This is a genomic window from Stenotrophomonas sp. BIO128-Bstrain, from assembly GCF_030128875.1.
Taxonomy (GTDB): Bacteria; Pseudomonadota; Gammaproteobacteria; order Xanthomonadales; family Xanthomonadaceae; genus Stenotrophomonas; species Stenotrophomonas bentonitica_A.
The window spans coordinates 3,043,501-3,066,760 of record NZ_CP124620.1 but is presented as its reverse complement, the minus strand read 5'-3'; the positions used below and the strand labels follow the sequence as shown (position 1 = coordinate 3,066,760).

The window sequence follows — 23,260 nt, the reverse complement described above, 5'->3', positions numbered from 1 at the left end:
CAGGGTCCTATCAGCCGCCGCGCGATGCCTTCTTGCGGTCGCTTTCGGTCAGGCCCTTCTTGCGCAGGCGGATTTCCTTCGGGGTGATCTCGACCAGCTCGTCGTCTTCGATGAAGTCCAGGGCCTGCTCCAGCGAGTACTTGATCGCCGGGGTCAGCTGGATCGCATCGTCCTTGCCCGAAGCGCGCATGTTGGTCAGCGGCTTGGTCTTGATCGCGTTGACGGTCAGGTCGTTGTCCTTGGAGTGGATGCCGACCAGCTGGCCTTCATACACGTTGTCGCCTTCAGCAGCGAACAGCTTGCCGCGTTCCTGCAGCGGGCCCAGGGAGTACGCCGGGGTGGCACCCGGAGCATTGGCGATCATCACGCCGTTCTGGCGCTTGGCGATCGAACCCTGTTCCTTCGGACCGTAATGGTCGAACACGTGGAACAGCAGGCCCGAACCCTGGGTCAGGGTCTTGAACTCGTTCTGGAAACCGATCAGGCCACGGGCCGGGATCTGGTACTCCAGGCGCACGCGGCCCTTGCCGTCCGGCTCCATGTTCTTCAGCTGGCCCTTGCGGGTGCCCAGCTTTTCCATCACGCCGCCCTGGTGCTGCTCTTCGATGTCCACCACCAGCTGCTCGATCGGCTCCATGGCCTGGCCGTCGATCTGCTTGATGATCACTTCCGGGCGCGACACGGCCAGCTCGTAGCCTTCACGACGCATGTTCTCGATCAGCACCGACAGGTGCAGTTCGCCACGGCCGGAGACCAGGAACTTGTCGGCGTCTTCCAGCTGTTCCACCTTCAGGGCCACGTTGTGGACCTGCTCGCGGTCCAGGCGGTCCTTGATCTGGCGGCTGGTCAGGAACTTGCCACCGGACAGGTCCTTGTTGCCGGCGAACGGCGAGTTGTTGACCTGGAAGGTCATCGAGATCGTCGGCTCATCGACGGTCAGTGCCGGCAGCGCTTCCGGGGTGTCCGGGTGGCACAGGGTGTCGGAGATGGTCAGTTCCGGAATGCCCGAGATGGCGATGATGTCACCGGCCTCGGCGGTATCCTGCTCGATGCGCTCCAGGCCCAGGAAGCCCAGCACCTGCGCGACCTTGCCGTTGCGCTTCTTGCCTTCGCGATCGATGACCGCGACCTGCATGTTCTTCTTCAGGGTGCCGCGCTGCACGCGACCGATGCCGATCACGCCCACGAAGTTGTTGTAGTCCAGCTGGCTGATGCGCATCTGGAACGGACCTTCCGGGTCCACTTCCGGCTTCGGCGCGTGCTGCATGATCGCTTCGTACAGCGGGGTCATGTCGCCGTCGCGCACGGTGTCTTCCAGGCCGGCGTAGCCGTTCAGGGCCGAGGCGTAGACGATCGGGAAGTCCAGCTGCTCATTGGTGGCGCCGAGCTTGTCGAACAGGTCGAAGACCTGGTCGATCACCCAATCCGGACGCGAGCCCGGACGGTCGACCTTGTTGACCACGACGATCGGCTTGAAGCCCATCGCGAAGGCCTTCTGGGTCACGAAGCGGGTCTGCGGCATCGGGCCGTCCATCGCATCGACGAGGATCAGCACGGTGTCGACCATCGACAGCACGCGCTCCACTTCGCCGCCGAAGTCGGCGTGTCCCGGGGTGTCGACGATGTTGATCCGGTTCTTGATGCCGGTCTTCTTGTCTTCCCAGGTGATGGCCGTGTTCTTGGCCAGGATGGTGATGCCGCGTTCCTTTTCCTGGTCATTGCTGTCCATCACGCGCTCGGCGAGCACGGTGCGCTCGGAGAGGGTGCCGGACTGCTTGAGCAGCTGGTCGACGAGGGTGGTCTTACCGTGGTCGACGTGGGCGACGATGGCGATGTTGCGAAGATTTTCGATAGACATGCGAAAGGGGGCCAGTCGGCGCCGGATTTGGAAAAAGAAGTCCAACATTATACGGCCAAGATGACCAATCGCGAAAAGTGCCTCGCAAGCCTTGCCGGACGGGCATTCAGGTAGTGCCGGCCGCTGGCCGGCGACCCCATGAACCCCGGCAGGTTTTGCCTGGCTGCTGGCCAACGGCCGGCACGACCGCCGCCCCTGAGGCATTCAGCAAAGCGTATGCGTGCCGGCGCGGAGGTGCCTTGGCGCGTGGCGACGCGTTTGTCCAACAGGCGCCCGTTGGTCAGGGGGCGCGGTGTATCCTATGGGGCTAACGACAAACCCCCGTACCCCAAGGATTTGCATGTCCCTCATCGCCACTTTCGACACCACCCAGGGCCCGATCAAGGTCGAGCTGTTCGCCGACAAGGCCCCGCTGACGGTCGCCAACTTCGTGAACCTGGTCAAGCACGGCTTCTATGACGGCCTGATCTTCCACCGCGTCATCCCCGACTTCATGATCCAGGGCGGCTGCCCGCAGGGTCGTGGCACCGGCGGCCCGGGCTACAAGTTCGAAGATGAAAAGAATGGCGTGAAGCATCAGGTCGGTTCGCTGTCGATGGCCAATGCCGGCCCGAACACCAACGGCAGCCAGTTCTTCATCACCCACATCAAGACCGATTGGCTGGACGGCAAGCACACCGTGTTCGGCCAGGTCCTGGACGGCCAGGCCATCGTGGACTCGGTCAAGCAGGGCGATGTGATCCATTCGATCACCCTGGAAGGCGACACCGACGCCGTGCTGGCCGCCCAGGCCGAGCGCGTGGCGGAGTGGAACAAGCTGATCCCCAGCGCCTGATCCGATCCCGACGGCCCCCTGTGAAGGGGGCCGTTTTTACGATTCTTAGCAGAGGAAATCCCCATGAAAGCACCTGTTCGTGTTGCCGTGACCGGCGCCGCCGGCCAGATCGGCTACGCCCTGCTGTTCCGCATCGCCTCCGGCGACATGCTGGGCAAGGACCAGCCGGTCATCCTGCAGCTGCTCGAGCTGCCGGTCGACAAGGCCCAGGCCGCCCTGCGCGGCGTGATGATGGAACTGGAAGACTGCGCCTTCCCGCTGCTGGCCGGCATGGTCGGTACCGATGACGCCGAAGTGGCCTTCAAGGATGCCGATATCGCCCTGCTGGTCGGCGCGCGTCCGCGCGGCCCGGGCATGGAGCGCAAGGATCTGCTGCTGGAAAACGCGAAGATCTTCACCGCCCAGGGCGCAGCACTGAACAAGGTCGCCAAGCGTGACGTCAAGGTGCTGGTGGTTGGCAACCCGGCCAACACCAATGCCTACATCGCCATGAAGTCGGCGCCGGACCTGAACCCGCGCAACTTCACCGCCATGCTGCGCCTGGACCACAACCGCGCGCTGAGCCAGCTGTCGACCAAGCTCGGCAAGCCGGTCGGTGGCATGGAAAAGCTGATCGTGTGGGGCAACCACAGCCCGACCATGTACCCGGACTACCGTTTCGCCACCGCCGATGGTGCCTCCATCGCCGAGGCGATCAACGACCAGGAATGGAACGCATCGACCTTCATCCCGACCGTGGGCAAGCGCGGCGCGGCGATCATCGAAGCGCGTGGCTCGTCCTCGGCAGCCTCGGCCGCCAATGCCGCCGTCGACCACATCCGTGACTGGGTGCTGGGCAGCAACGGCAAGTGGGTCACCATGGGCGTGCCGTCCGACGGCTCCTACGGCATTCCGGAAGGCGTGATCTTCGGCTTCGCGGTCACCACCGAGAACGGCGAGTACACCCTGGTCAAGGATCTGCCGGTCGACGACTTCAGCCAGAAGTACATCGACAAGACCCTGGCCGAGCTGGAAGAAGAGCGCGCCGGCGTCGCCCACCTGCTGGGCTGATCGCACGCCGCGACAGGTGCTGGCCGTTGGTCGGTGCCTGATGGAAGAAACGCCGGGCATTGCCCGGCGTTTTTTTTGTTTCACGATGACTCCAGTACCGCAATTCGCTGGACTACGCCAAGGCTCTATACAGCAAGTTTATCAATCACTTAGGCGAGTTCAACATATGCCGGTGCTTTCCGAAACTTGACCCGGCTTCCCCTCGCGTGGCTCCCATGCGGCTCTTGGAAACCGGGCTTTCCGAGGAGTCATCATGGCGAAGATCAAGCTCACCAAGTCCGCAGTAGATGCGGCACAACCCCAAGACAAGGCCATCGAACTGCGGGACACCGTGGTGCCCGGCTTCCTGTGCAAGATCACCCCGGCAGGCCGCAAGGTGTTCATGCTCCAGTACCGCACGAACGCGGGCGAGCGCCGTAAGCCCGCCTTGGGCCAGTACGGGGAACTGACCGTCGATCAGGCACGCACGATGGCGCAGGAGTGGCTGGCCGAGGTGCGCAAGGGCGGCGACCCCAGTGCGGCCAAGAACGCCGCCCGCAAGGCACCAACCATGAAGGAGTTTTGCCACACCTTCATGGAGGACTACTCCAAGCAGCGTAACAAGCCCAGCACGCAGCGTGGCTATCAGGGCGTCATCGACCGCTGCATCATCCCGATCATGGGCCGGATGAAGGTGCAGGACGTGAAGCGCCCGGACGTGGCGGCACTGATGAAGAAGCTGGCCTACAAGCAGGCCGAGGCCAACCGCACCTTCGGCGTGCTGCGCAAGATGTTCAACCTGGCCGAAGTGTGGGGGTTGCGCCCCGATGGGACGAATCCATGCCGCCATGTCCCGATGTACCCACCCGGCAAGGAAACCCGGCTTATCGTGGACGATGAACTGGTGCGGATCTTCCGCCAGTTGGGGACGCTGGAAGCCGAAGGACTGGAAAACTACGTCATCCCCCTGGCGATCCGCCTGCAATTCGAGTTCGCCGCCCGCCGCTCCGAAATCTGCCCGCTGGAGTGGGGCTGGATTGATCTGGAAAACCGCCGTGTCGTCTGGCCCGACAGCAAGACCGGCGGCATTTCCAAGCCCATGAGCGAGGAAGCCTATCGGCTGCTGTCCACAGCGCCGCGCCGGGAAGGTTGCCCCTATGTCCTGCCGTCGCCGAACGACCCGACCCGGCACATGACCCACGGCGAACACTATGGCGGCTGGACGCGCGTGCTCAAGGCCGCTGGCGTCCCGCACGTCGGCACGCATGGCATCCGTCACCGAGCGACTACCGACATTGCCAACTCAGGCGTGCCAACCAAGGTGGGCATGAAGCTCACAGGGCACAAGACGGTGGCGATGTTTATGCACTATGTTCATACCGAGGACAAGCCCGTGCGGGATGCGGCCGAACTGGTGGCGAATCGGCGACTGGCGATTACCGGGGCATCCCGTTCTATGGAGGTGACAGCATGACAAGGAAGACACCCGTGGCAACACGGAAACCCGCTGCCTTACCGGCTGGCTATGCCGGCATCCACGGCGGCATCGTGGAGCTGCTGGACGCGGCGCGTCAGGCGGCGGCGCGCAGTGTCAACGCGCTGATGACGGCCAGCTATTGGGAGATTGGCCGCCGGATCGTCGAAGCCGAGCAGAAAGGCAGACGGCGGGCCGGTTACGGCGAGCAGTTGATGGCGCGGTTGTCCGCCGACCTGACGGCACGATTTGGGCGCGGTTTCAGCCCGGACAACCTGGAGAACATGCGGCGTTTTTTCGTCGCTTACCCCGTTGAGGCAATTGCCGAGACACTGTCTCGGGAATCTGGAGACGGACTGCCCATAGAGAATTCCGAGACGGTGTCTCGGAAATTCGACCTCTCCGAACTGGCCCAGGCCTTCGCTCTACCGTGGTCAGCCTATGTCCGGCTGCTGTCGGTCAAGGATGACCATGCCCGTCAGTTCTATGAGACAGAGGCGCTGCGCGGTGGCTGGAGCGTGCGCCAGCTTGATCGACAGATCGGCAGCCAGTTCTACGAGCGGACGGCCTTGTCCAAGGACAAGGCGGCGATGCTGGTCAAGGGTTCGGTTGCTAAGCCCGAGGATGCCGTCACACCCAACGACGCCATCAAAGACCCGTATGTACTGGAGTTCCTCGACCTCAAGGACGAGTATTCGGAATCCGACCTGGAAGCGGCATTGATCCAGCGGCTGGAGGACTTCCTGCTGGAGCTGGGTGAAGGCTTCACCTTCGTTGGGCGGCAGCGTCGGCTGCGCATCGACCAGACTTGGTATCGGGTGGATCTGTTGTTCTTCCATCGCAAGCTGCGCTGCCTGGTCATCATCGACCTGAAGCTGGGTGGCTTGACCCATGCCGATGTGGGGCAAATGCATATGTACTGCAACTATGCCAAGGAGCATTGGGCCTACCCGGACGAGAATCCGCCGGTGGGCCTGATCCTGTGTGCCGACAAGGGCCATGCTTTGGCGCGGTATGCGCTGGATGGCTTGCCAACCAAGGTTATGGCGGCGAACTACCGCACCGTGCTGCCGGATGCGGAGCTGCTACAAAAGGAGCTGGAGAACACGCGGCGTCTGCTCGAATCACGTAGACCGGCATCCCACAATACGCCCAGCGAAAACTAGGGCAGTTGCAGCGTGATGCTGCCAGGCTTAGCTAGCGACGCTTGCTACGCCCTGGCCACGGCAACTCACCAGTTAATTCTGGTAGGCCGCCATCGTCTTCCACTCGCACGCCGAAGCGGTTCACTTCGATCTCCGGCAGGTCTTCGCCGTCAAACCATAGCAACGAAATAGTGGTGTCAGTGCGTGCGTAGTGCCTTGAAAGTTCCCAGAGATCGAGGCCCTTTTCCCAGTTGTCGAACCATACGTCCTGGGAGACTTCCCCCGTATCAGTTGTACTGTTCCCAGAGGATCTGACTCGATGAGCCACTGAGCCAGCCGGGATCACCGACCTGGGTGATATCCAGGCCCCAGCTTGTCTCAAAGACGTGGAGCGTGCCGCATACCGTACTGCGCCACGCTCCATGGTGACGAAGGCACACGGCACATCGCTGAGACTGGCGAATCTCGACGCAGCCGCGGGAAATGAAGTGCCAAACAAATCGGCCATGCGCTGGATAAGGTCCAAGGAAGGCTCTTCCTTGGGAACGACAGAAAGCCATCGCTGATAAGGCATCAGCAGTTCAGCGGCAAATGTGTCGCAGGCGATCTCGTTGGGATGCCGTTTGGCATAAGACCAGGACGGGACTTCCTCGTGACTCGATTCTAGGTCGAGCACGATATGCGCTATCTCGTGGCAAATAGTGAAACGCTGGCGTTCCTCAGTCTCCAGGGAGTTCACGGTGATTATGTGCTTCCCGTTCGGCTTGGTAATGGTATAGCCAGACTCTCCTTCGCCAAGCTCATCTTTCTTGACCTTGGCATTAGCAGCGGTCACATAGGGAGACAGGTCTTCTCGGATGTTAGAAACATCGACTTTCGCAATGAACGCGCGTGCTTTCTGTCTGACATCCGATTCGTCCATGTTCAATCGTCCTCGTCGTCGTCCTCAAGGGCCTTTTTGATCCGGGTAATCAATGTGGCGGGATCAGGCCTTGCGTTACCCCGATGCCTGACGCCGGCCGCCATCGTAAATACGTCGATACCAATAGACGAATCTTGTAGCACAAATTCGACGAGGTTCGGGTCGGCGTCCGCATGGTCAACCAGCCAAGTTACGAGTGCAGCATCTCTCTCCGTCGGCTTAAGAACCTTCAATAGCTTTTCAATCAGGTCTTGGGAGGGGTTTGTTTTTTCGCCAGTTTCGAGGCGGTAGACGTATGCATGGTCCACTGACGATAGCTGCCCAATTTCACGCAGGGAAAGGGTTCTGCGTTCGCGTAGCGTCTTGATAGCGACGCCCAAGCCTGTTTGTGGCATGAGTTCTGATCCTTGCGTTGCGGGGGAAGGCCGTAGCCCTCTGTTGCATCAACCCCACATTCAGTCGAGTCCAAAGGCGCATGTTGCGCAGGTGTTGCGCCAGCGCACATGCTCTGATACATTGTTGTCTAGCCAGACAACGGAAGCAGATTTTTCGCCTGCTACAGGTTGGATTGGCTTGGTCTTCCTGTTGTCTGCATGAGCAACGTATTGTGCTACAGCGGGCGGCCATTGACAACCCAGCCGGCTGGCTGGGACTTCCATAGTTCCATTGTAGGAGTGCCATCATGGCCGGAAAAAATCAGCATGTTGTTCCTCATCAAGACGGTTGGGCCGTTAAAGGCGCCGGCAACGAGCGGGCGACCTCTGTGCATGACACGCAGCAGCAAGCAATAGATGCAGCGCGGGATATTGCACGCAACCAGAAGTCCGAACTCGTCATCCATCGTCCAGATGGCCGTATCCGTGACAAGGATAGCCACGGCAACGACTCCTTTCCCCCGAGAGGTTAAGACGTCATGACTGACATCCCTACCTACCATGTGCTCTCCCTGTCGGGGGGAGGCTATCGCGGCCTTTATACGGCCACGGTTCTTGCCGAGCTTGAAGCCGTGCTGGGCCGGCCTATCGCTTCCCACTTTGACCTGATTTGTGGCACATCGGCAGGAGGGATGTTGGCTTTGGGACTGGCAGCGGAAATCCCTGCCAGCGAACTCAAAGCACTGTTCGAAGACGAAGGCAGCCGCATCTTTGGTTGCCGCAGTCTTTCAAGACGGCTTCTGGGATTCTGGTTGACTGCAAAGCATGATTCGGCAGGGTTGCGAGAAGTGCTGACCGAACGCTTCCAGAGAACCACCGTAGGCGACCTGAAGCATCGTGTTCTTGTACCAGCAGTCAACTACTCGACAGGTCGCGGACAGTTTTTCAAGACACCTCACCACCCTTCCTTTGAATTTGATCACCGCATGAAGATCGTCGATGTTGCGTTGGCGACCGCTGCCGCGCCCGTCTACTTTCCGCTGGCGCGTAACGACCGCGGTGTCTTCGCGGATGGAGGGCTGGTGGGTAATGCTCCTGGTCTGTTCGGGTTGCATGAAGTCAACACGTTCCTGGCACCGAAACAGGATGCGCGGATTCGGGTTCTTTCCATCGGCACGATGACAATTGGTGCGACTGTCCGTGGCGGCGCCAGCCTTGACCGAGGATTCGGTAAGTGGCGCGGAGGACTCTTCGATCTGGTGATCTCCGCCCAGGAATCGTCCGTGGACTACATGCTGAGACAGCTGTTGGGGAACAACTACTTCCAGATCGACGACAAGGCAACGCCGGATCAGAGCAAGGACGTGAAGGCGCTGGATCGGGTTTCCATTGGCGCCACGAATACGCTCAAGGATCGCGGTAGCCACGCGGCCCAGCGCGCGCTTGGCGATCCTCTTTTTCAACCGTTTCGAGCGCACCAGGCCGGCGCCCCCATCTTCTATCACGGCCCCAACAAGAATGTTCCGGAGGCCGCATGCTGAACCTGAGTCCGCTTTTCTTTACCACTGTTGACGACGAGTCCTGCATCCATGATGAGCTGGATTTGACGCCCGAGCAGCGCGCCTGGATCGCCAGCGCACGCACTGATGTCAGGGACTGCCTGCGCACAGGCATCCCTCGCGTGCTGAGGGTAAACGGATACACGGAGGACGTGCCGCAGCCACGCTTCTTCACGCAAGGGTCGTGGGCATACAAGACGCTGAATTCTCCGGCCCAACGCCCGCAACAAGCGGATGTCGATGATGGGTGCTATCTGCCGTTGAGTTTCGTCTCGCAGACGAAACGCCCCAGCACGGCTACGACAGTGTTCTTTGCTGCTGCAGAAGAAGCATTGAGGCCGCTGGTCGAGGAAAAGCAGTGGAAGCTTGTCACCGACAAGCCGACGTGCATCCGTATCGTCATTTCAGCGTATGCCCACATTGATATTCCTTTGTACGCTATTCCCGACGAAGAATTTGTCACGCTCGCAAAGGCCTCGATGGAGCGATATGGCTACGACTCGCTGACGGAAGCGGTGAACATGGCAGAACGGGATGCTTGGACAGCGCTGCCCGCTGACAAGGTGCTTCTGGCTCATCGTGAATGCAACTGGATGCCCTCTGACCCTAGGCCTGTGAAGGAATGGTTCCTGGGCGAAGTGGACGCCAAGGGGGAGCAGTTCCGCCGCGTAGTTCGTTACTTGAAGGCATTCCGTGATTGGAGGTGGTCCAGCGGCGGGCCCTCTTCGATCCTGCTGATGGCCGCCGCGGCCCCTCTATTTGAAAAGCGTGATCGGCGCGACGACCTCGCGTTGCTGGATGTCGTCGTGGCACTGCCGGCCCGGTTGCGTGCGGGGGTGAACAACCCTGTGGATGAATCCGAATCGCTTACGGCACGGCTGGGCAAAGCCTGTGTCGAAGAAGCCGCAAAGGCGTTCGAAGAATTTGAGAAGGTCCTTCGCGGCGCAACCGACGCCAGCAGCCCTTCCCAAGCTTGCATCTGGATGCAGGGCGAATTCGGTCCGCGTTTTCCGAATGAGCCGGATCGGGTCAAGGTGGTATCCATCGTCGCCACCATCGCCGCCGCTCCCGCCGCCGCTGGTCCGAGCGAACTGGTCGGACGAACGAAGGCCGGATGAGCGGCGCCCCAGCGGTCGCAGACGTGATCGAGGCCTTCGAGCAGCAAGGCTTCGTGTTTGTTGGCAAGACGGATGACGGCTGGTTCAAGCTGCACGGGTGTTTGAACCCACCCGGTGCGGGCAAGGGTTGTCCGTGCGAAGTCCAACTCGACCCCACATTCTTTGACTTACCTCGCATCCGGCTCCTGGAAATCCCCTCCGAACTGCCGGCTGCAGTTCCTCATCTTGGCGCAGATGGCGGGCTTTGCTATCTCGCCAAGGGCACGGTCGTCCTGGACATCTACGATCCTGTCGGACAGTCGCTGGCATGCCTGCAACACGCGGCCGTCTTGTTCGGGCAGATCCTGAAGGGAGAGATGATCGAAGATCTCGCGGAAGAGTTCTTCGCCTACTGGCACGGTGGGCTTTGCTTCGTGGACATGCAAGGCGAGGATTTGGGGCGGCAGAACTGCATCGTCGCGCAGGCCAATGGGAATCCCTTGTGGTTCATCACCGACAACGAAGATCGAACAACAGAAAAACTGAAGTCGCTCGGCTACCAAGTCACCGATAGAACGGTGCTGACTTACCGGGTAAAGACGGGTGCTCAACCCCGTCCTCTGACCGGCCATTGGCCTCCTGAAACAGTGAGGGATATCTTGGCGTGGCAAAGCACCCTTGACCCTCGGTGCCGACGCAAGATTCACGAACGCATCAAGGAAGGAGAAAGGAAAAAGGCCAATGGCGTTCTGATCGTCATCGAATCCCCGTTGATGACGTATGGCTTCGTGGTTCTCTATGACCGCCAACGTCCGGTGAAAAAGAGCAAGCTCGCAGATCGAAAGGATTCCAGCTATGGGTTGAAGGTGATACCCATCTCAGTGGTCAGAATCGACGATCGCTACCTTGCCCAGCGGAACATGCCTAAGTCAAAAACGCTTGCAGGCAAGAACTTGGCCGTCGTGGGATGCGGCACGATCGGCGGATATTTGTCGGACATGCTGGTCAAGGCCGGGGCGGGAACATGCGGCGGAAAACTCACGTTAGTGGACTTCGACTGCCTTCTCCCGCAGAACATCGGGCGCCATCGCTTGGGATTTCCAGACCTGCTGTCTAACAAAGCCGAGGCTATGGCGAAGGAACTGAAACGCTTGGCGCCAGGGGCCGAGATTCGTTCTCTTCCCGTTGATGTCAGGCAGGCCAAGTTGGGAGAACTGGACCTTCTCATAGATGCCACCGGGGAGGAATCCCTTGGGCACTGGCTGTGCGACCATCATCTACTACCTACGCCCATGCTTTCGGTCTGGATAGAGGGACCGGGTACGGCTGTCCGCGCACTATTGAGAACGCACGCATCTGGTGCTTGCTACCGATGTCTTTGGCATAGCAATAGAAGAGGTGAACTCCGCTCTACCGTTGATCCTCTTCCTGCCATCTTGGCGGGGCACGGATGCGAGGGCTTATACGTGCCGTTTCCTGCCTCGGTGTCAGTGCATGCTGCCAGCCTGGGCGCAGAGATGGCGCTTGATTGGGTTAACGGCGTCCATTCACCCGCACTTCGAACGAGGATCATCGACCGTACCCAGCAATCTGCCACGCCCGACTGTGATCCGCTGCGGAACCCGGAATGTCCTGTATGCAATTCATGAGTTCCTGGGCCAGTGGCGACAGGAGGACGCTGCTGCATTTTACGGATTCCACACTGGAGACTTTTTGCCAGCATATTCAGATTGTTGATACCGCCTGTGAAGCTGGTGGAATTCTGCTTGGTTCGGTTCATGGGGCTCACATGATTATCGAGGAAGCCACGGCCCCTACGGAACATGACAAGAGATTCCGATGTCTATTCGAACGGATGCCCTTTGGTCACGAATCTATTGCCCTGGCGCGATGGACGGCAAGTAACGGGACTATCCGCTACTTGGGGGAATGGCACACTCATCCAGAGGATCATCCTCATCCTTCTGGTCTGGACAGATCGGAATGGAACCGCTTATCAGCGAAGCGTCGGGACAAGCGGCCAATGGTCGCTGTCATCGTCGGACGAAAATCTCTATACGCTGAGTTGGTGCCGAAATCAGGCCGAGGTTTGGTACTTGCCCCTGTGGAATAGCGCGCAACAAATCCAGTGCGCCCCGGCGTGCCGCCGTCGGGTTCGCGGGCTGCGCCCCGCGCCTCGTTCCGAGTCGCGGCCATTCGACTTTGACCCCTGACGCCTTCGGCCCTGACGGGCCTGCGCGCTCCGCTTGCACAAGGGCCTGTGTGTGCAATGGGAGGGTGTAGGCGGTCTTGCTGTTCCCTTCACCGTATCACGGCGTTCTCGCCGTCAATGACTGCGCGTGCTCGCACGCTTGCGGCCTGATGGCCGTCTCCGATCCCTGACTGCTTGCGCTGCGCCGTGCTCGCCACGGTTCCGGGCAATTCCGCCCGAGCAACCGGAGCACGATCATGTCGCAACTGTCCTTTTCCTCGTTCGATTCCTCGCTGATGGTGCGTGACGCGCAGGGCCGCTACCTGCTGGCGACTGCCGAGCAGATTCTGGAGGCCGCGCGCCAGGCCATTGAGCGCAAGATGCAACGCGGTACGTCGTTCACATCGCCGGCGGCGGTCAAGGAATACTTGCATGCCAAGCTGGCCGGCTTCGAGCATGAGGTGTTCGCGGTGCTGTTCATGGACACGCAGCATCGGCTGATCGAGTACGCCGAGATGTTCCGAGGCACCATCGACGGCGCATCGGTGTATCCGCGCGAGCTGGTCAAGGAGGCGCTGCGGCTCAACGCGGCGGCGGTCATCGTTTCGCACAACCACCCGAGCGGTAATCCCGAGCCGAGCAGTGCCGACAGGACATTGACCCAGAGGCTGAAGGAGGCATTGGAGCTGGTGGAGGTGCGCGTGTTGGATCACATCATCGTCGCAGGCACCACCACCACGTCCTTTGCCGAACATGGCCTGATCTGATCCAAGGGGGCTTCGGCCCTCTTTTTACTGTGCCGTGCTACTCGGTTCCGTTGCGCTCACGCTGACGGAGGCGCTTCACGTAGGCTTCGTCCACCAGTTCGTCGGGGCCGAGATCCAGAGCGCAGTTCGCCAATGAGGCCAATGTCCGATCGGTCAGCTTGAACGCCCTTGGCAGTTGGCCGTAGTTCTCCGTGCTGTTTTCCTCGATCGAAGCGAACAGTGCCTTGAAGAAATCGGCCTTGGAGGGACGGGTCGCCGCAGTGGCGGCGGCCGTCAGTGGGTCTGTGGCCGCCATCTCCGCCTTCTCAGCATCCGATGCCAATTCGCGCATGAAGTCGCCCAATGAGGGCCAATACTTCAGATCGAACTGGCCCCGGAGGGCATCAAGCTTCTCTTGTACGTATGATTGGAACAGGTGGTTGTTCTGGGATGCCGCCTCGATCACGTCTCCAACGTGATAGTGGGTTTCGCTGCTGAAACCTGAGGTGTTGTGCAGATCGCTGCGTTGATCCAGAAGTTCTGCCAACTCAGTCGCCTTCCTCGCGACTTGCTGATTGACGTTGGTGAGGTCGTTGCGGGCGGTGCGCGCCTGCAGCATTTTCTGTGGATTCCAGAAAGCGGCCGTGCTCAACACGAGGCCGAGAAAGACCTGGAGCGCCGGCGGGCGGGCGTGGAGCTTTCCATGCAATTCATCGTAGGCATCTTTCAATTCGACGCCACGCGCCAGCAGTCGATCCGCGACCGCGTTCTCGCTGGGCAGAATGTGGTGCTCGATGTTGTACTGCTTCCCCTCCAGGAGGAGGTCTTCGCAGACTTGCTGCGGATTCACGGTTTGAGACGAACTCACGGTCTGTCCTTGATGTTTTAGACGCTTCACAGCGTATTAAACCCTGCCGGATTTGTCGGTACCCGAGCGACTGTTTATGAACCGGCTCTGAGGTACCCACGCCAATGCAATCCGGGCGTCCCCGGCCCTCTGGGAGATGGCCGGTCGCGCTGTCGTGCGCGTGGCGCATCGAGCCGCCTACGGCGTCTCGCCCCTGACGGGCTTCCATCGTTCCCTCGCTCCGCTCGGCTGACGCCTTCGGCCCGGCTTCCTGCTTCGGGCCTGCGCGCTTCGCTTGCGTGCGGTTCGGCACACAGGGACGGCCGTTGCCATGTCCAGCCGTCTCCCCTGACTTCATCACCTTCTCCGCGACCGTAGCCCGCTCCCGTGTGCCGTCAAGGCGCGCAGGGCCGTGTCCTCGCTGCGCTGCGGGCCGCACCAACCCTGCGCTTGTTTCCTTGACGGCCCCCGTCCGCGCGCTCCTCTGGCCGCGGGCGATGAACTCAGGAAAGACGGTGGCAACAGGGCCAACCGGGTTCCTCGTGCCAACCGCACAGAACAGCCGAAAGGCTGGGCTCCGAATCTAGGAATCCGGTGTGCGGTGTGAATAGCAAACCCTTTTCGTCAGGAGAAAGACCATGCAACTCGCATCCCGATTCGCTTCCCGTTCCCCCTCGCTGCGCAGCGATTACCCGCTGACCGATGACCAGATTCACCGCGTAGCGCCGTCCATCTTCGCGGACGCGCCGCATGAAAGCCGTTCGCAGCGATACGCCTATATCCCCACCGCCGCCGTGCTGGCCGAGCTTCGCAAGGAGGGGTTTCAACCTTTTATGGTGACGCAGACCCGCGTGCGCGACGAAGGCAAGCGCGAGCACACCAAGCACATGATTCGCCTGCGCCACGCCAGCCAGATCAACGGCGCGGAAGCCAATGAAATCGTGTTGCTGAACTCCCATGACGGGACGAGCAGCTATCAGATGCTGGCCGGAATGTTCCGGTTCGTGTGCAGCAATGGCCTTGTGTGCGGCGACACCGTGGCCGATGTGCGCGTGCCCCACAAGGGCGACGTTTCCGGGCATGTCATCGAAGGCGCTTACGAAGTCTTGCGCGGCTTCGACCGGGTGAAGGATTCCCGCGATGCCATGCGCGCCATCACGCTGGACGAAGGCGAAGCCGAAGTGTTCGCCCGTTCCGCGCTGGCCTTGAAGTACGACCCCACCGACAACAAGCCCGCGCCCATCACGGAAAGCCAAATCCTGATGCCGCGCCGGTTCGATGACCGCCGACCGGACTTGTGGAGCGTGTTCAACCGCACCCAAGAAAACCTGACCAAAGGCGGATTGCACGGTCGCAGCGCCAGCGGACGCCGCCAGCAAACCCGCCCCGTGCAGGGCATTGATTCCGATGTGCGCCTCAATCGCGCCCTCTGGATGCTGGCCGATGGCCTGCGCCAGTTGAAAGCCTGATTCCCCACGCGGCAGGGGCAGGCAGCAGCCCTTGCCGCATCCCTCGCTGCTGCATCCCTGAACCGTTAGGAGTTATCACCATGAATGCCATCACCCAAACCGAAGCCCGCGCCCTCAACACCGCCGCCGCTATCCCGCTGGAAGCCGCTGACCCGACGAAGAATCTGATTCTGGTTCCGCTGTCGCGGCTGGTGTCGCGTCCGACCGGGCGCAACGTGCGCAAGACCCCGCGCATGTCCATCCCCGAACTGGCCGCATCTATCCAGCGTGTCGGCCTGCTGCAAAACCTCATCGTCATCGCCGCCGCCGATGGCGAAAATTACGAAGTCGTCGCCGGTGGCCGCAGGCTGGCCGCGTTGAAGCTGCTGGCGAAGAAGCGCCGCATCAGCAAGGAATGGGAAGTGCCTTGCCTGCTGGTGGCCGATGGCACCGCCCGCACGGCCAGCCTCACCGAGAACGTGCAGCGTGAAGCCATGCACCCCGCCGACCAGTTTGAAGCCTTCGCGGCACTGGTGGCCGAAGGCCGACCCATCGAGGACATAGCCGCCGATTTCAGCGTGTCCCCGCTGGTGGTGCAGCGCCGCTTGAAGCTGGCGAACGTCTCGCCGCGCCTGCTGGCCGACTACCGCGCCGAAGCCGTGAGCCTTGACCAGTTGATGGCCCTTGCCATCACCGACGACCACGCCGCGCAGGAAAGCGCCTTCTACGACGCGCCGACGTGGCAGCGCAACCCTTCCCAATTGCGCGACCGCCTCACCGAGCGCGAGATTGACGCTTACCGGCATCCGCTGGTGCGGTTCGTGGGGCTGGACACCTACGAAGCCGCAGGCGGCGGCATCCGCCGCGACCTGTTCGCGGAAGGCGATGCGGGCGTGTATCTGACCGATGCCGCGCTGCTGGAACGGCTGGCGCAAGACAAGCTGGCAGGCATCGCCGCAGAGGTGAAGGCCGAAGGCTGGGCGTGGGTGGATGCCACGCCCGCCGTGACCCATGCCGACCTGCACGCTTTCCAGCGAGCGCCGAGGGAGCGCCGCGAGCCGACCAAGCGCGCGGCGCAGCGTATCGAAAAGCTGCAAACCAAGCTGCACGAACTGGCCGCAGCCGTGGATGACGCGCTGGACGCTGACGACGAGGAAAAGGCCGATGCCTTGCAGGAAGAAGGCGAAGCCCTGGGCGAGCAGTTGCAGGCGCTGGAAGATGGCTTGCAGGACTACGGGGCGACCGTGAAGGCCGCAGCCGGTGCCATCGTCACCATCGACCACAACGGGAAGGCCGTGATTCATCGCGGGCTGCTGCGCGAAGCCGAAGCCAAGGCGCTGCGCACGCTGGAAAGGCTGCGGCAGGGTTTCGGCAGCGAAAGCGAAGCCGGGAACGACGACGAAGGCGAAGACGACGAGCAGCCCAAGACCGCCGCCATGTCCGACAAGCTGGCGCAACGGTTGAGCGCCCACCGCACCGCCGCACTGCAAATCGAAGTCGCCCGGCATCCGCATGTTGCACTGGCCGCGCTGGTGCATGGCATGGTGCAGACCATCTTGCAGGGAAGCCACTACGGCCCCCGTAGTGATGCGTTGCCGCTGGGCGTGAGCCTAAAAGTGCAAGACCGGCTGGAAGGTATCGCCCCGGACATACCGGATTCGCCCGCCGCCGTGGCGTTGCGCGAGTTGCAGCAGGTCGCAGGCGAAGGCTTGCCGGAGGACAGCGCCGAACTGTTCGCCGTGCTGCTGGCGAAGCCGCAAGATGAACTGGTGCGGCTGCTGGCGGTATGCGTGGCCGTCACGGTGGACGTGGTGACACCCCGCACCACGCAGCGGCAACCGGGAGCGGAACTGGCACAGGCTGTCGGCTTGGACATGGCCGCATGGTGGAGGCCCACCAATGAGGGTTATTTCAGGCATGTACCGAAGGCCGCGATTCTGCAAGCCGTGGAGCAGTACGCCCCGGCGGACGTCACCCGGCTGGCGAAGTTGAAGAAGGGAGACATTGCCAGCGAAGCCGAACGGCTGGCGGACGGCACCGGATGGATGCCCACCATCTTTAAGGCCGAAGCCCCGCAGCCGGCCGCGCAGGACGTGTCGAGGGAAGCGGAAGCCGAGGTGCCGGAGGAGGCCGCCGCAGTTGATGAACAGTCGCAGGTCGAGGCACTGGCCGCGTGATCTTCACAACTATGCAAACAAGCGCCTTGGTTTCGGCCAAGGCGCTTTGCTGTCCGATCAGCACCGGCTCCATGCCGTTCCTGCTTGGAGCCGGTGGTCAAAAATCCGGTCGCGGCAGTGGCAGCGCCCGGTTGGACATCCACAGTCCAAACCGCCACGCCGCCACCTTCGGTCAGGCGACTTGGCGACTCCCAAGTATCTCGGGCGGACTTCATACTCGACTGGCCACAAGGCCGTCACAGCGCGAAAATGCAGGCTTCAATCGGCAGTTTCGCCGAGGTGTTATAGAGGATCGGTATGGCGGTGCCACAGAACAAACAGGAATTGCTGGATGCTATTCGTACCACCTATCAGAAATTGATGGTGGATCTCACCAGCGTGCCAACCGAGCATGCTCGTGAAGCGACGCTAGAGGGGCATGCGCAAGGCACACAGATGAGCGTGTCCGATCTGGTGGCTTATTTGATCGGATGGAATCTGTTGGTGCTGAAATGGTGCGATGGCAAAGCAAAAGGGCTACCAGTCGATTTCCCTGAAACCGGCTACAAGTGGAACGAGCTGGGCAAGCTGGCGCAGAAGTTTTATGCCGACCATGCTGGTGTGGCCTATGCTGATTTGCTGCGGCTGTTCGCTGATGTGCATGCCCGCATCGTGGCACTGGTCGAACAGGAAAACGATGCCTCGCTGTATGGTGTGCCCTGGTATGAAAAGTACACCCAAGGTCGGATGATCCAGTTCAATACGTCATCACCCTATGCCAATGCGCGGGTGCGGGTGCGCAAGTGGAAGAAGGCCAACGCCATCGCCTGACAAGTCTTCGTTCTTTGCGTGTCGGCGCACTGCGCCGCCGGGCTTTCGGGCTGCGCCCCGTGCCGCCTTTGTCGTCACGGCCATTCGGCTTCAATCCCTCACGCCTTCGCGCCTGCGGAGCTGCGCGCTGTGCTTGCCTCCAGGGGAAAACCCTGCGGGCTATCCCCGCCGCGCGATGCTTGGCGCCCCTTGATGCAGCCGAACCGGCTACGCCGGATCGGCCCGGCCAGCCCCCTCCGCGATAGACGGGGCGCTGACGAACACGCTGGCGCTTGCTGCGGCAGGTTGCAGGAATGCGCGCCGTCCACGACGCTGGCGGTTTGTCGCCTGTACGTCATGAAGGACTGTTCACCCCCAATCGACAGGATGGCCGCCCGGCCTTGCAATGGAGCTTCCACGCCACGCCTCACGCAAAGGGCCGCAAGCAGCGACAGGGATGCTTTCATCTTGTCGCTGGGCATTGTCCTTGCCCGTGTCAGGGCGCAGGCCGGTGATACCGTCGCGCGGGGATGCCGAGTCGGCCATGTCTCCATTCGGGAGCGGGCGGCCAGTACGTCCTTGTGTTGTTGTGAATCCTGGCGGTGGCTGGGCTTCATGGTCGCAACCTTCCAGCGAAAACAATTTCCCCTGCGCTGCGCGCATTCCTCGCGGGACAAACTCTTTTCGCTTCCAGGTTCTCCACGTTGTTGCGACCGCTACGCGGTGCGGCTAGCCCATCCCCCGCCGGACGGATCACAACAAGGACGCACTGGCGCGACCTTGTTCAACCCGAAAGGAGAAATCATCATGGCTAACATCGGCACCTTCACCGCAGAGAAAGACGGCTTCACCGGCCAGCTCCGCACCCTGACCCTCAACGTCAAGGTCAAGCTCGTTCCCAACGACAAAGGCGAGAACGAAAGCGCCCCGGACTTCCGCCTGCAAGCGGCCGGCCACGACTTCGGCGCGGCGTGGAAGAAAACCAGCGAGGCCGGGCGGGATTACCTGTCGGTGGCCATCGACGATCCTTCGTTCCCGGCAACGGTCTATGCCCGCCTGATCGAAGGCGAGAACGGCACGCACGAGCTGATCTGGTCGCGCAGCAAGCCCAAGGCGGCCTGACGGCCGCCCACCGCGCCCCGCCCATTGCGGCGAGGCGCGGTGCTGCTGATCGCAGCACCGCACGCACAGGGTTTCGGCAGTTGCCCCATGTCCCGCATGTCCAAGGCCAGCATTGCATTGGTGATGGTCGAATGGCTCGAAGCCCGTGGCAGTAGGAACAGCATGGCGTGTCGGCGCATTGCGCCGCCGGGCTTTCGGGCTGCGCCCCATGCCGCCAATGGCGTCATGTCCATTCGGCTTCAATCCCTCACGCCTTCGCGCCTGGCGGCGCTGCGCGCTCCGCTTGCGGGCATTCAGACGCGCTAGGGCGCGCCGCGCTCTTTCAGCACGGCCTCGAACTCCTGTCGCACCTGCGCCAGCAGCTCGTCGGCCTTGTGCGTGTCGTCGCCGGCGTAGGCCAGCGTCAACAGCGTCAGCGGATGCACTTCCATGACCTCGCACAGCTCGGTCAGCTTATGCAGAGTCGGGCTTTTCAAGTCGCGCTCCAGCGTACTCATGTAGGTGCGGCTGGACACGTCGGAGAACGCTTCTTGGCTCAAGCCTCGCGCCTTCCTGACTGTCCGTATTGCCGTTGCCAATGAGTGTTTCGCTGTCACTAACTTGGTTTCCCCACAAAAACCAAGATGACAGCCTATTGAGCCCTATAGGGCTACAATCTATAGTGTTCATTCATGGCTAAAAGACCCGCTTTCGTGCTTTTACGGAAATCCGCATCTGCGGATTCCGACAGAACCGGGGAATCGCATCCGTGTCTTTCCGGCTTCCGACAATTCCGCTTCGGCGCTTCTGCTCTTCGGCACCAGAGCGCATCCGCGCATCGTCGGTTTCGTGGAGAGACTGCCCATGACCCTGCCGCTTGTCACCGCTGATGAACGCGCCCGGCTGCTGGCCCACGGCGCGGCGCTCGCCACTGGGCAGCGGCTCGACCCGCTGCCCGTGGTGCGCCTGTTCACCCCGGACGCGCATGTGACCTGGCTGCTGGTATCGCTCGATCCTGCGGATGGCGACACGGCCTATGGCCTGATCGACCTCGGTATCGGGATGCCTGCGCTCGGGACGGTCAAGCTGTCCGACCTGGCGGGCATCGTCGGGCCGCGCAAGCTGCCGGTGCGATGGGATCGTTATTTCCAGGCGCTGCGCCCGCTGTCGGAGTACGTCCGGCTGGCGCAGGAGAACGGCGCGATCACGGACTGATGAAAGCCAGCGCAGTCCGGCCAACCGGGGCGCATTGTGACTATTTCAGTCTTAGCCAAGATCTGTACGGTCTCAATCGGCATTGATGCACCGAAGCGGTGCCAGCCTGTTGCAAACAGTCATGATCTTTGGCGCGGCCTGCGGCACGGTATCCGATGCCGCGCACCATTTCCGGGTGGCGCAGCCGTCGCATTCAGACGATTTCCGCAACGCGCAGGAGCCAAACGGTCTTGACACCGACAGTTACAGCTTAACCTTTCTTGATGACGACCTGATGGCGATTCGATAGCTCCCGTGCAGCGGAATCCGTGGCGGCGCATCCCAAGCACAGGGAGGTTCCGCCATGACTGATCGCAGCGCCGAACATTGGTATCCGACAGCGGCCTATCTCTACGTTCTGCACCTCGACGGCCCTGCGCTGGCCTGGGAATACCTGCGCAGGAATCCCGGCTACCGCCGCGACTGGCTGCGCCGTCGCCGCCGACCGGACGCAGCGCAGGCATGGGGTCTGCGCCTGCTGGAAGATCCAGCCTTGGATGCGCGCGACGCGCATCCGGCCTGGTTTCCCGATCACGATGCCGTTGTGCAGCTTTACCCGGATGCCGACCCACCGCCCGAAGCCCATGCCTTCGAGTTCTGGCGCGTGCCTGGCCGCAAGCAACTGATCCACGACGGCAAGCGCCTGGTGCTAGTGTCGTACTGGCCCGGCTGCTGCCTGCGGCTCGCGCTCGGGCCTGGCCTGGAAGACGGCATGGCCTACCTCTACGCCACCCGCGCCTGCGCCACGCCCTGCGCGCGCTATCGCACGCTCGCGGCCGAGCTGGACGCCCTGGCCGCCGCCACGGTTGCCGCGCCTATGGCGGCGGCCCGTCCCCGGCCTACGTCGGCCGCGGTGCTGGAGCTGCACACCTTGCAGGCGCTCGACGCGACCCTGGCGGGCGCGTCCTTGCGCGAAGTGGCCGAAGGGCTGTTCGGTGCCGATGCCGTCGCCGCCGACTGGCACAAGGACAGCGCCTTGCGTGCCCGCGTGCGGCGGCTGGTGCGCCGTGGCGAGGCGCTGATGCGCGGCGGCTATCGCAGCCTGGCGCAGCTTCCGCCAGTTGCATCGCAGTAAGGGGGACGTTTTGCAGTCCCTGCAATTCGTCCCTTAGCAAGAAGCCCCGCTTTCTTGAAAGTGCCTCTATCCGGCCGCGTGGTGTGGCCGGGCTTGATGGAGGTACTTCCCATGCGACCCGCTCCCTTGCGGCCTGCCGCCGCTGCTGTCGCTGCGCCCGCGCAGCCCCAACGCTATCTCACCAACGACGAAGCCGCCGACTACCTGCGCCTGTCGCCGCGTACGCTGGAAAAACAGCGCGTGATCGGCGGAGGCCCCAAGTTCCGCAAGTTCGGCCGCCGCGTCATGTATGCCGTGGCCGACCTCGATGCCTGGGCCGATGCGCGCAGATTCGATGCCACGTCCGACCCCGAGTACGCCGAGCGCCATGCGGGTGACTACCGTGATCGCCGCTGATCGACGGCTCGCCGGTGGCCCTCGCCATGTCCAGTCCATCGCTGCCGCATTGGCAGCGACCAGCACAGCAGCGGGAACAGCTCGACCTGTTCCGCGCGCTGCCGGGCGACGGCATGGCACCGCGCGACAGCCAGGACTTGATGGCCTTTCCGTTCTTCTCGCTGGCGAAGTCGCGGCGCACGGCGCCGATCGACTTCCGCGCCGGCGGCATCACCATCCGCGTGGAAGGCACGCAGGAACACGGCATCGCCACGATCTGGGATGCCGACATCCTGATCTGGGCCGCCAGCCAGATCGTGGAAGCCCGCGACGCGGGCATCCCGACCTCGCGGCTGATGCAGGTGCGACCTTACGAGATCCTGCGCTTCATCGGGCGCGGTACGTCGCTGCGCGACTACCAGCGCCTCAAGGCGGCCCTGGATCGCCTGCAATCGACCACGGTGGCCACGTCCATCCGAGAGACAACAGGCCGGCGCCTGCATCGCTTCTCGTGGATCAACGAGTGGAAGGAGCTGGCCGATGCCAGCGGCACGCCGCTGGGCATCGAGCTGATCCTGCCGGACTGGTTCTATGCGGGCGTGGTGGATGCCGCCCTGGTGCTGACCATCGACCCGACGTACTTCCGGCTCACGGGCGGCATCGAGCGCTGGCTGTACCGGCTGGTGCGCAAGCATGGCGGCCGGCAGGAGCATGGCTGGCAATTCGATTTCCAGCACCTGTACCGCAAGTCGGGCAGCGTGGCGCGCTTCTACGACTTCGCCGCCGACCTGCGCGTCCTGGTAGCACGGCAGTCGTTGCCCGGCTACGTCCTGAGCATCGAGCGCATGCCCGGCGAGAAAACCGAACTGCTGACCTTCCGGCCCGTGCCGCCCACGGCACGGGGATAACTGCGGGAAAACCTGTTAATTCACTCGTGCTATCAGGCAACAGGAGGCTCGTGCTA

At 62.1% G+C, this 23,260-nt stretch carries 25 protein-coding genes; 20 read left to right on the top strand and 5 right to left on the bottom strand.

Annotated elements, in window-relative coordinates:
- Positions 1-10: 10 nt before the first annotated feature.
- Positions 11-1,858 carry a translational GTPase TypA gene (gene typA / locus POS15_RS14015; protein ID WP_026070244.1) on the bottom strand — a complete coding sequence of 616 codons (1,848 nt, stop codon included), beginning with the start codon at positions 1,856-1,858 and terminating at the stop codon, positions 11-13.
- Between the two features lie 340 nt (positions 1,859-2,198).
- Between typA and POS15_RS14010 the strand changes: the two genes are divergently transcribed.
- The 4 genes from POS15_RS14010 (at position 2,199) to POS15_RS13995 (ending at position 6,362) form a co-directional block, all read left to right on the top strand.
- Entirely contained in the window at positions 2,199-2,693 is a 495-nt protein-coding gene (locus POS15_RS14010) for a peptidylprolyl isomerase (protein ID WP_019186174.1), read from the top strand.
- 63 nt (positions 2,694-2,756) lie between these two features.
- A complete protein-coding gene (locus tag POS15_RS14005; RefSeq protein ID WP_019186175.1) occupies positions 2,757-3,743 on the top strand; it encodes a malate dehydrogenase in 987 nt (328 codons plus the stop codon).
- Between the two features lie 253 nt (positions 3,744-3,996).
- Entirely contained in the window at positions 3,997-5,196 is a 1,200-nt protein-coding gene (locus POS15_RS14000; protein WP_187788235.1) for a site-specific integrase, read from the top strand.
- The gene (locus POS15_RS13995; protein WP_187788234.1) at positions 5,193-6,362 is read left to right on the top strand and encodes a PDDEXK nuclease domain-containing protein; all 1,170 of its coding nucleotides are present in this window, start codon (positions 5,193-5,195) and stop codon (positions 6,360-6,362) included. Before POS15_RS14000 ends, POS15_RS13995 begins: the two co-directional genes overlap by 4 nt.
- A gap of 31 nt (positions 6,363-6,393) precedes the next feature.
- Here the strand turns inward: POS15_RS13995 and POS15_RS13990 are convergent, their stop codons facing one another.
- On the bottom strand, positions 6,394-7,263 hold the full coding sequence (locus POS15_RS13990; protein WP_183149380.1) for an ImmA/IrrE family metallo-endopeptidase: 870 nt from the start codon (positions 7,261-7,263) through the stop codon (positions 6,394-6,396).
- A gap of 2 nt (positions 7,264-7,265) precedes the next feature.
- On the bottom strand, positions 7,266-7,658 hold the full coding sequence (locus POS15_RS13985) for a helix-turn-helix transcriptional regulator (protein ID WP_007182527.1): 393 nt from the start codon (positions 7,656-7,658) through the stop codon (positions 7,266-7,268).
- Positions 7,659-7,945: 287 nt separating this feature from the next.
- Between POS15_RS13985 and POS15_RS13980 the strand changes: the two genes are divergently transcribed.
- The 6 genes from POS15_RS13980 (at position 7,946) to radC (ending at position 13,251) form a co-directional block, all read left to right on the top strand.
- Positions 7,946-8,170 carry a DUF2188 domain-containing protein gene (locus POS15_RS13980; RefSeq protein WP_071890187.1) on the top strand — a complete coding sequence of 75 codons (225 nt, stop codon included), beginning with the start codon at positions 7,946-7,948 and terminating at the stop codon, positions 8,168-8,170.
- A 6-nt stretch (positions 8,171-8,176) separates the two neighbouring features.
- On the top strand, positions 8,177-9,178 hold the full coding sequence (locus tag POS15_RS13975) for a CBASS cGAMP-activated phospholipase (protein WP_284128334.1): 1,002 nt from the start codon (positions 8,177-8,179) through the stop codon (positions 9,176-9,178).
- A complete protein-coding gene (locus POS15_RS13970) occupies positions 9,172-10,314 on the top strand; it encodes a cyclic GMP-AMP synthase DncV-like nucleotidyltransferase (protein WP_187788232.1) in 1,143 nt (380 codons plus the stop codon). Before POS15_RS13975 ends, POS15_RS13970 begins: the two co-directional genes overlap by 7 nt.
- Entirely contained in the window at positions 10,311-11,942 is a 1,632-nt protein-coding gene (locus POS15_RS13965; protein WP_284128333.1) for a ThiF family adenylyltransferase, read from the top strand. The genes POS15_RS13970 and POS15_RS13965 overlap by 4 nt, the downstream gene beginning before the upstream one ends.
- Positions 11,921-12,406, top strand: a complete 486-nt coding sequence (locus POS15_RS13960; RefSeq protein ID WP_345782471.1) for a Mov34/MPN/PAD-1 family protein — start codon at positions 11,921-11,923, stop codon at positions 12,404-12,406. Before POS15_RS13965 ends, POS15_RS13960 begins: the two co-directional genes overlap by 22 nt.
- Before the next feature lie 335 nt (positions 12,407-12,741).
- Positions 12,742-13,251 carry a DNA repair protein RadC gene (radC, locus tag POS15_RS13955; protein WP_187788229.1) on the top strand — a complete coding sequence of 170 codons (510 nt, stop codon included), beginning with the start codon at positions 12,742-12,744 and terminating at the stop codon, positions 13,249-13,251.
- A gap of 37 nt (positions 13,252-13,288) precedes the next feature.
- Here radC and POS15_RS13950 read toward each other — a convergent pair whose 3' ends face one another.
- A complete protein-coding gene (locus POS15_RS13950; RefSeq protein WP_187788228.1) occupies positions 13,289-14,098 on the bottom strand; it encodes a hypothetical protein in 810 nt (269 codons plus the stop codon).
- Between the two features lie 617 nt (positions 14,099-14,715).
- On the opposite strand from POS15_RS13950, the gene POS15_RS13945 reads away from it, so the two are divergent.
- From POS15_RS13945 to POS15_RS13925, 5 genes are all read left to right on the top strand, one after another.
- Positions 14,716-15,546 (top strand): DUF932 domain-containing protein, encoded by an 831-nt coding sequence (locus tag POS15_RS13945; protein WP_187788227.1) that lies wholly within the window; start codon positions 14,716-14,718, stop codon positions 15,544-15,546.
- 80 nt (positions 15,547-15,626) lie between these two features.
- Positions 15,627-17,702 (top strand): ParB/RepB/Spo0J family partition protein, encoded by a 2,076-nt coding sequence (locus POS15_RS13940; RefSeq protein WP_187788226.1) that lies wholly within the window; start codon positions 15,627-15,629, stop codon positions 17,700-17,702.
- 297 nt (positions 17,703-17,999) lie between these two features.
- Positions 18,000-18,512, top strand: coding sequence for a ClbS/DfsB family four-helix bundle protein (locus POS15_RS13935; RefSeq protein ID WP_187788225.1), 513 nt, complete (start codon positions 18,000-18,002; stop codon positions 18,510-18,512).
- 786 nt (positions 18,513-19,298) lie between these two features.
- Positions 19,299-19,613: a DUF736 domain-containing protein gene (locus tag POS15_RS13930; protein ID WP_048257698.1), complete on the top strand. Its 315-nt coding sequence runs from the start codon at positions 19,299-19,301 to the stop codon at positions 19,611-19,613.
- Between the two features lie 87 nt (positions 19,614-19,700).
- Positions 19,701-19,919 (top strand): hypothetical protein, encoded by a 219-nt coding sequence (locus POS15_RS13925; protein ID WP_103790875.1) that lies wholly within the window; start codon positions 19,701-19,703, stop codon positions 19,917-19,919.
- Here POS15_RS13925 and POS15_RS13920 read toward each other — a convergent pair.
- On the bottom strand, positions 19,916-20,209 hold the full coding sequence (locus POS15_RS13920) for a helix-turn-helix transcriptional regulator (protein ID WP_187788224.1): 294 nt from the start codon (positions 20,207-20,209) through the stop codon (positions 19,916-19,918). The two genes, POS15_RS13925 and POS15_RS13920, sit on opposite strands and share 4 nt — an antisense overlap.
- A 247-nt stretch (positions 20,210-20,456) precedes the next feature.
- Between POS15_RS13920 and POS15_RS13915 the strand changes: the two genes are divergently transcribed.
- The 5 genes from POS15_RS13915 (at position 20,457) to POS15_RS13895 (ending at position 23,204) form a co-directional block, all read left to right on the top strand.
- A complete protein-coding gene (locus POS15_RS13915; RefSeq protein ID WP_284128331.1) occupies positions 20,457-20,807 on the top strand; it encodes a DUF2958 domain-containing protein in 351 nt (116 codons plus the stop codon).
- Between the two features lie 121 nt (positions 20,808-20,928).
- Positions 20,929-21,096 (top strand): hypothetical protein, encoded by a 168-nt coding sequence (locus POS15_RS13910; RefSeq protein WP_284128330.1) that lies wholly within the window; start codon positions 20,929-20,931, stop codon positions 21,094-21,096.
- A gap of 54 nt (positions 21,097-21,150) precedes the next feature.
- On the top strand, positions 21,151-21,921 hold the full coding sequence (locus POS15_RS13905) for a DUF2285 domain-containing protein (protein ID WP_187788222.1): 771 nt from the start codon (positions 21,151-21,153) through the stop codon (positions 21,919-21,921).
- A gap of 111 nt (positions 21,922-22,032) precedes the next feature.
- The gene (locus POS15_RS13900; protein WP_232607157.1) at positions 22,033-22,317 is read left to right on the top strand and encodes a helix-turn-helix domain-containing protein; all 285 of its coding nucleotides are present in this window, start codon (positions 22,033-22,035) and stop codon (positions 22,315-22,317) included.
- 26 nt (positions 22,318-22,343) lie between these two features.
- On the top strand, positions 22,344-23,204 hold the full coding sequence (locus POS15_RS13895) for a replication initiator protein A (RefSeq protein WP_187788220.1): 861 nt from the start codon (positions 22,344-22,346) through the stop codon (positions 23,202-23,204).
- Positions 23,205-23,260: the final 56 nt, after the last annotated feature.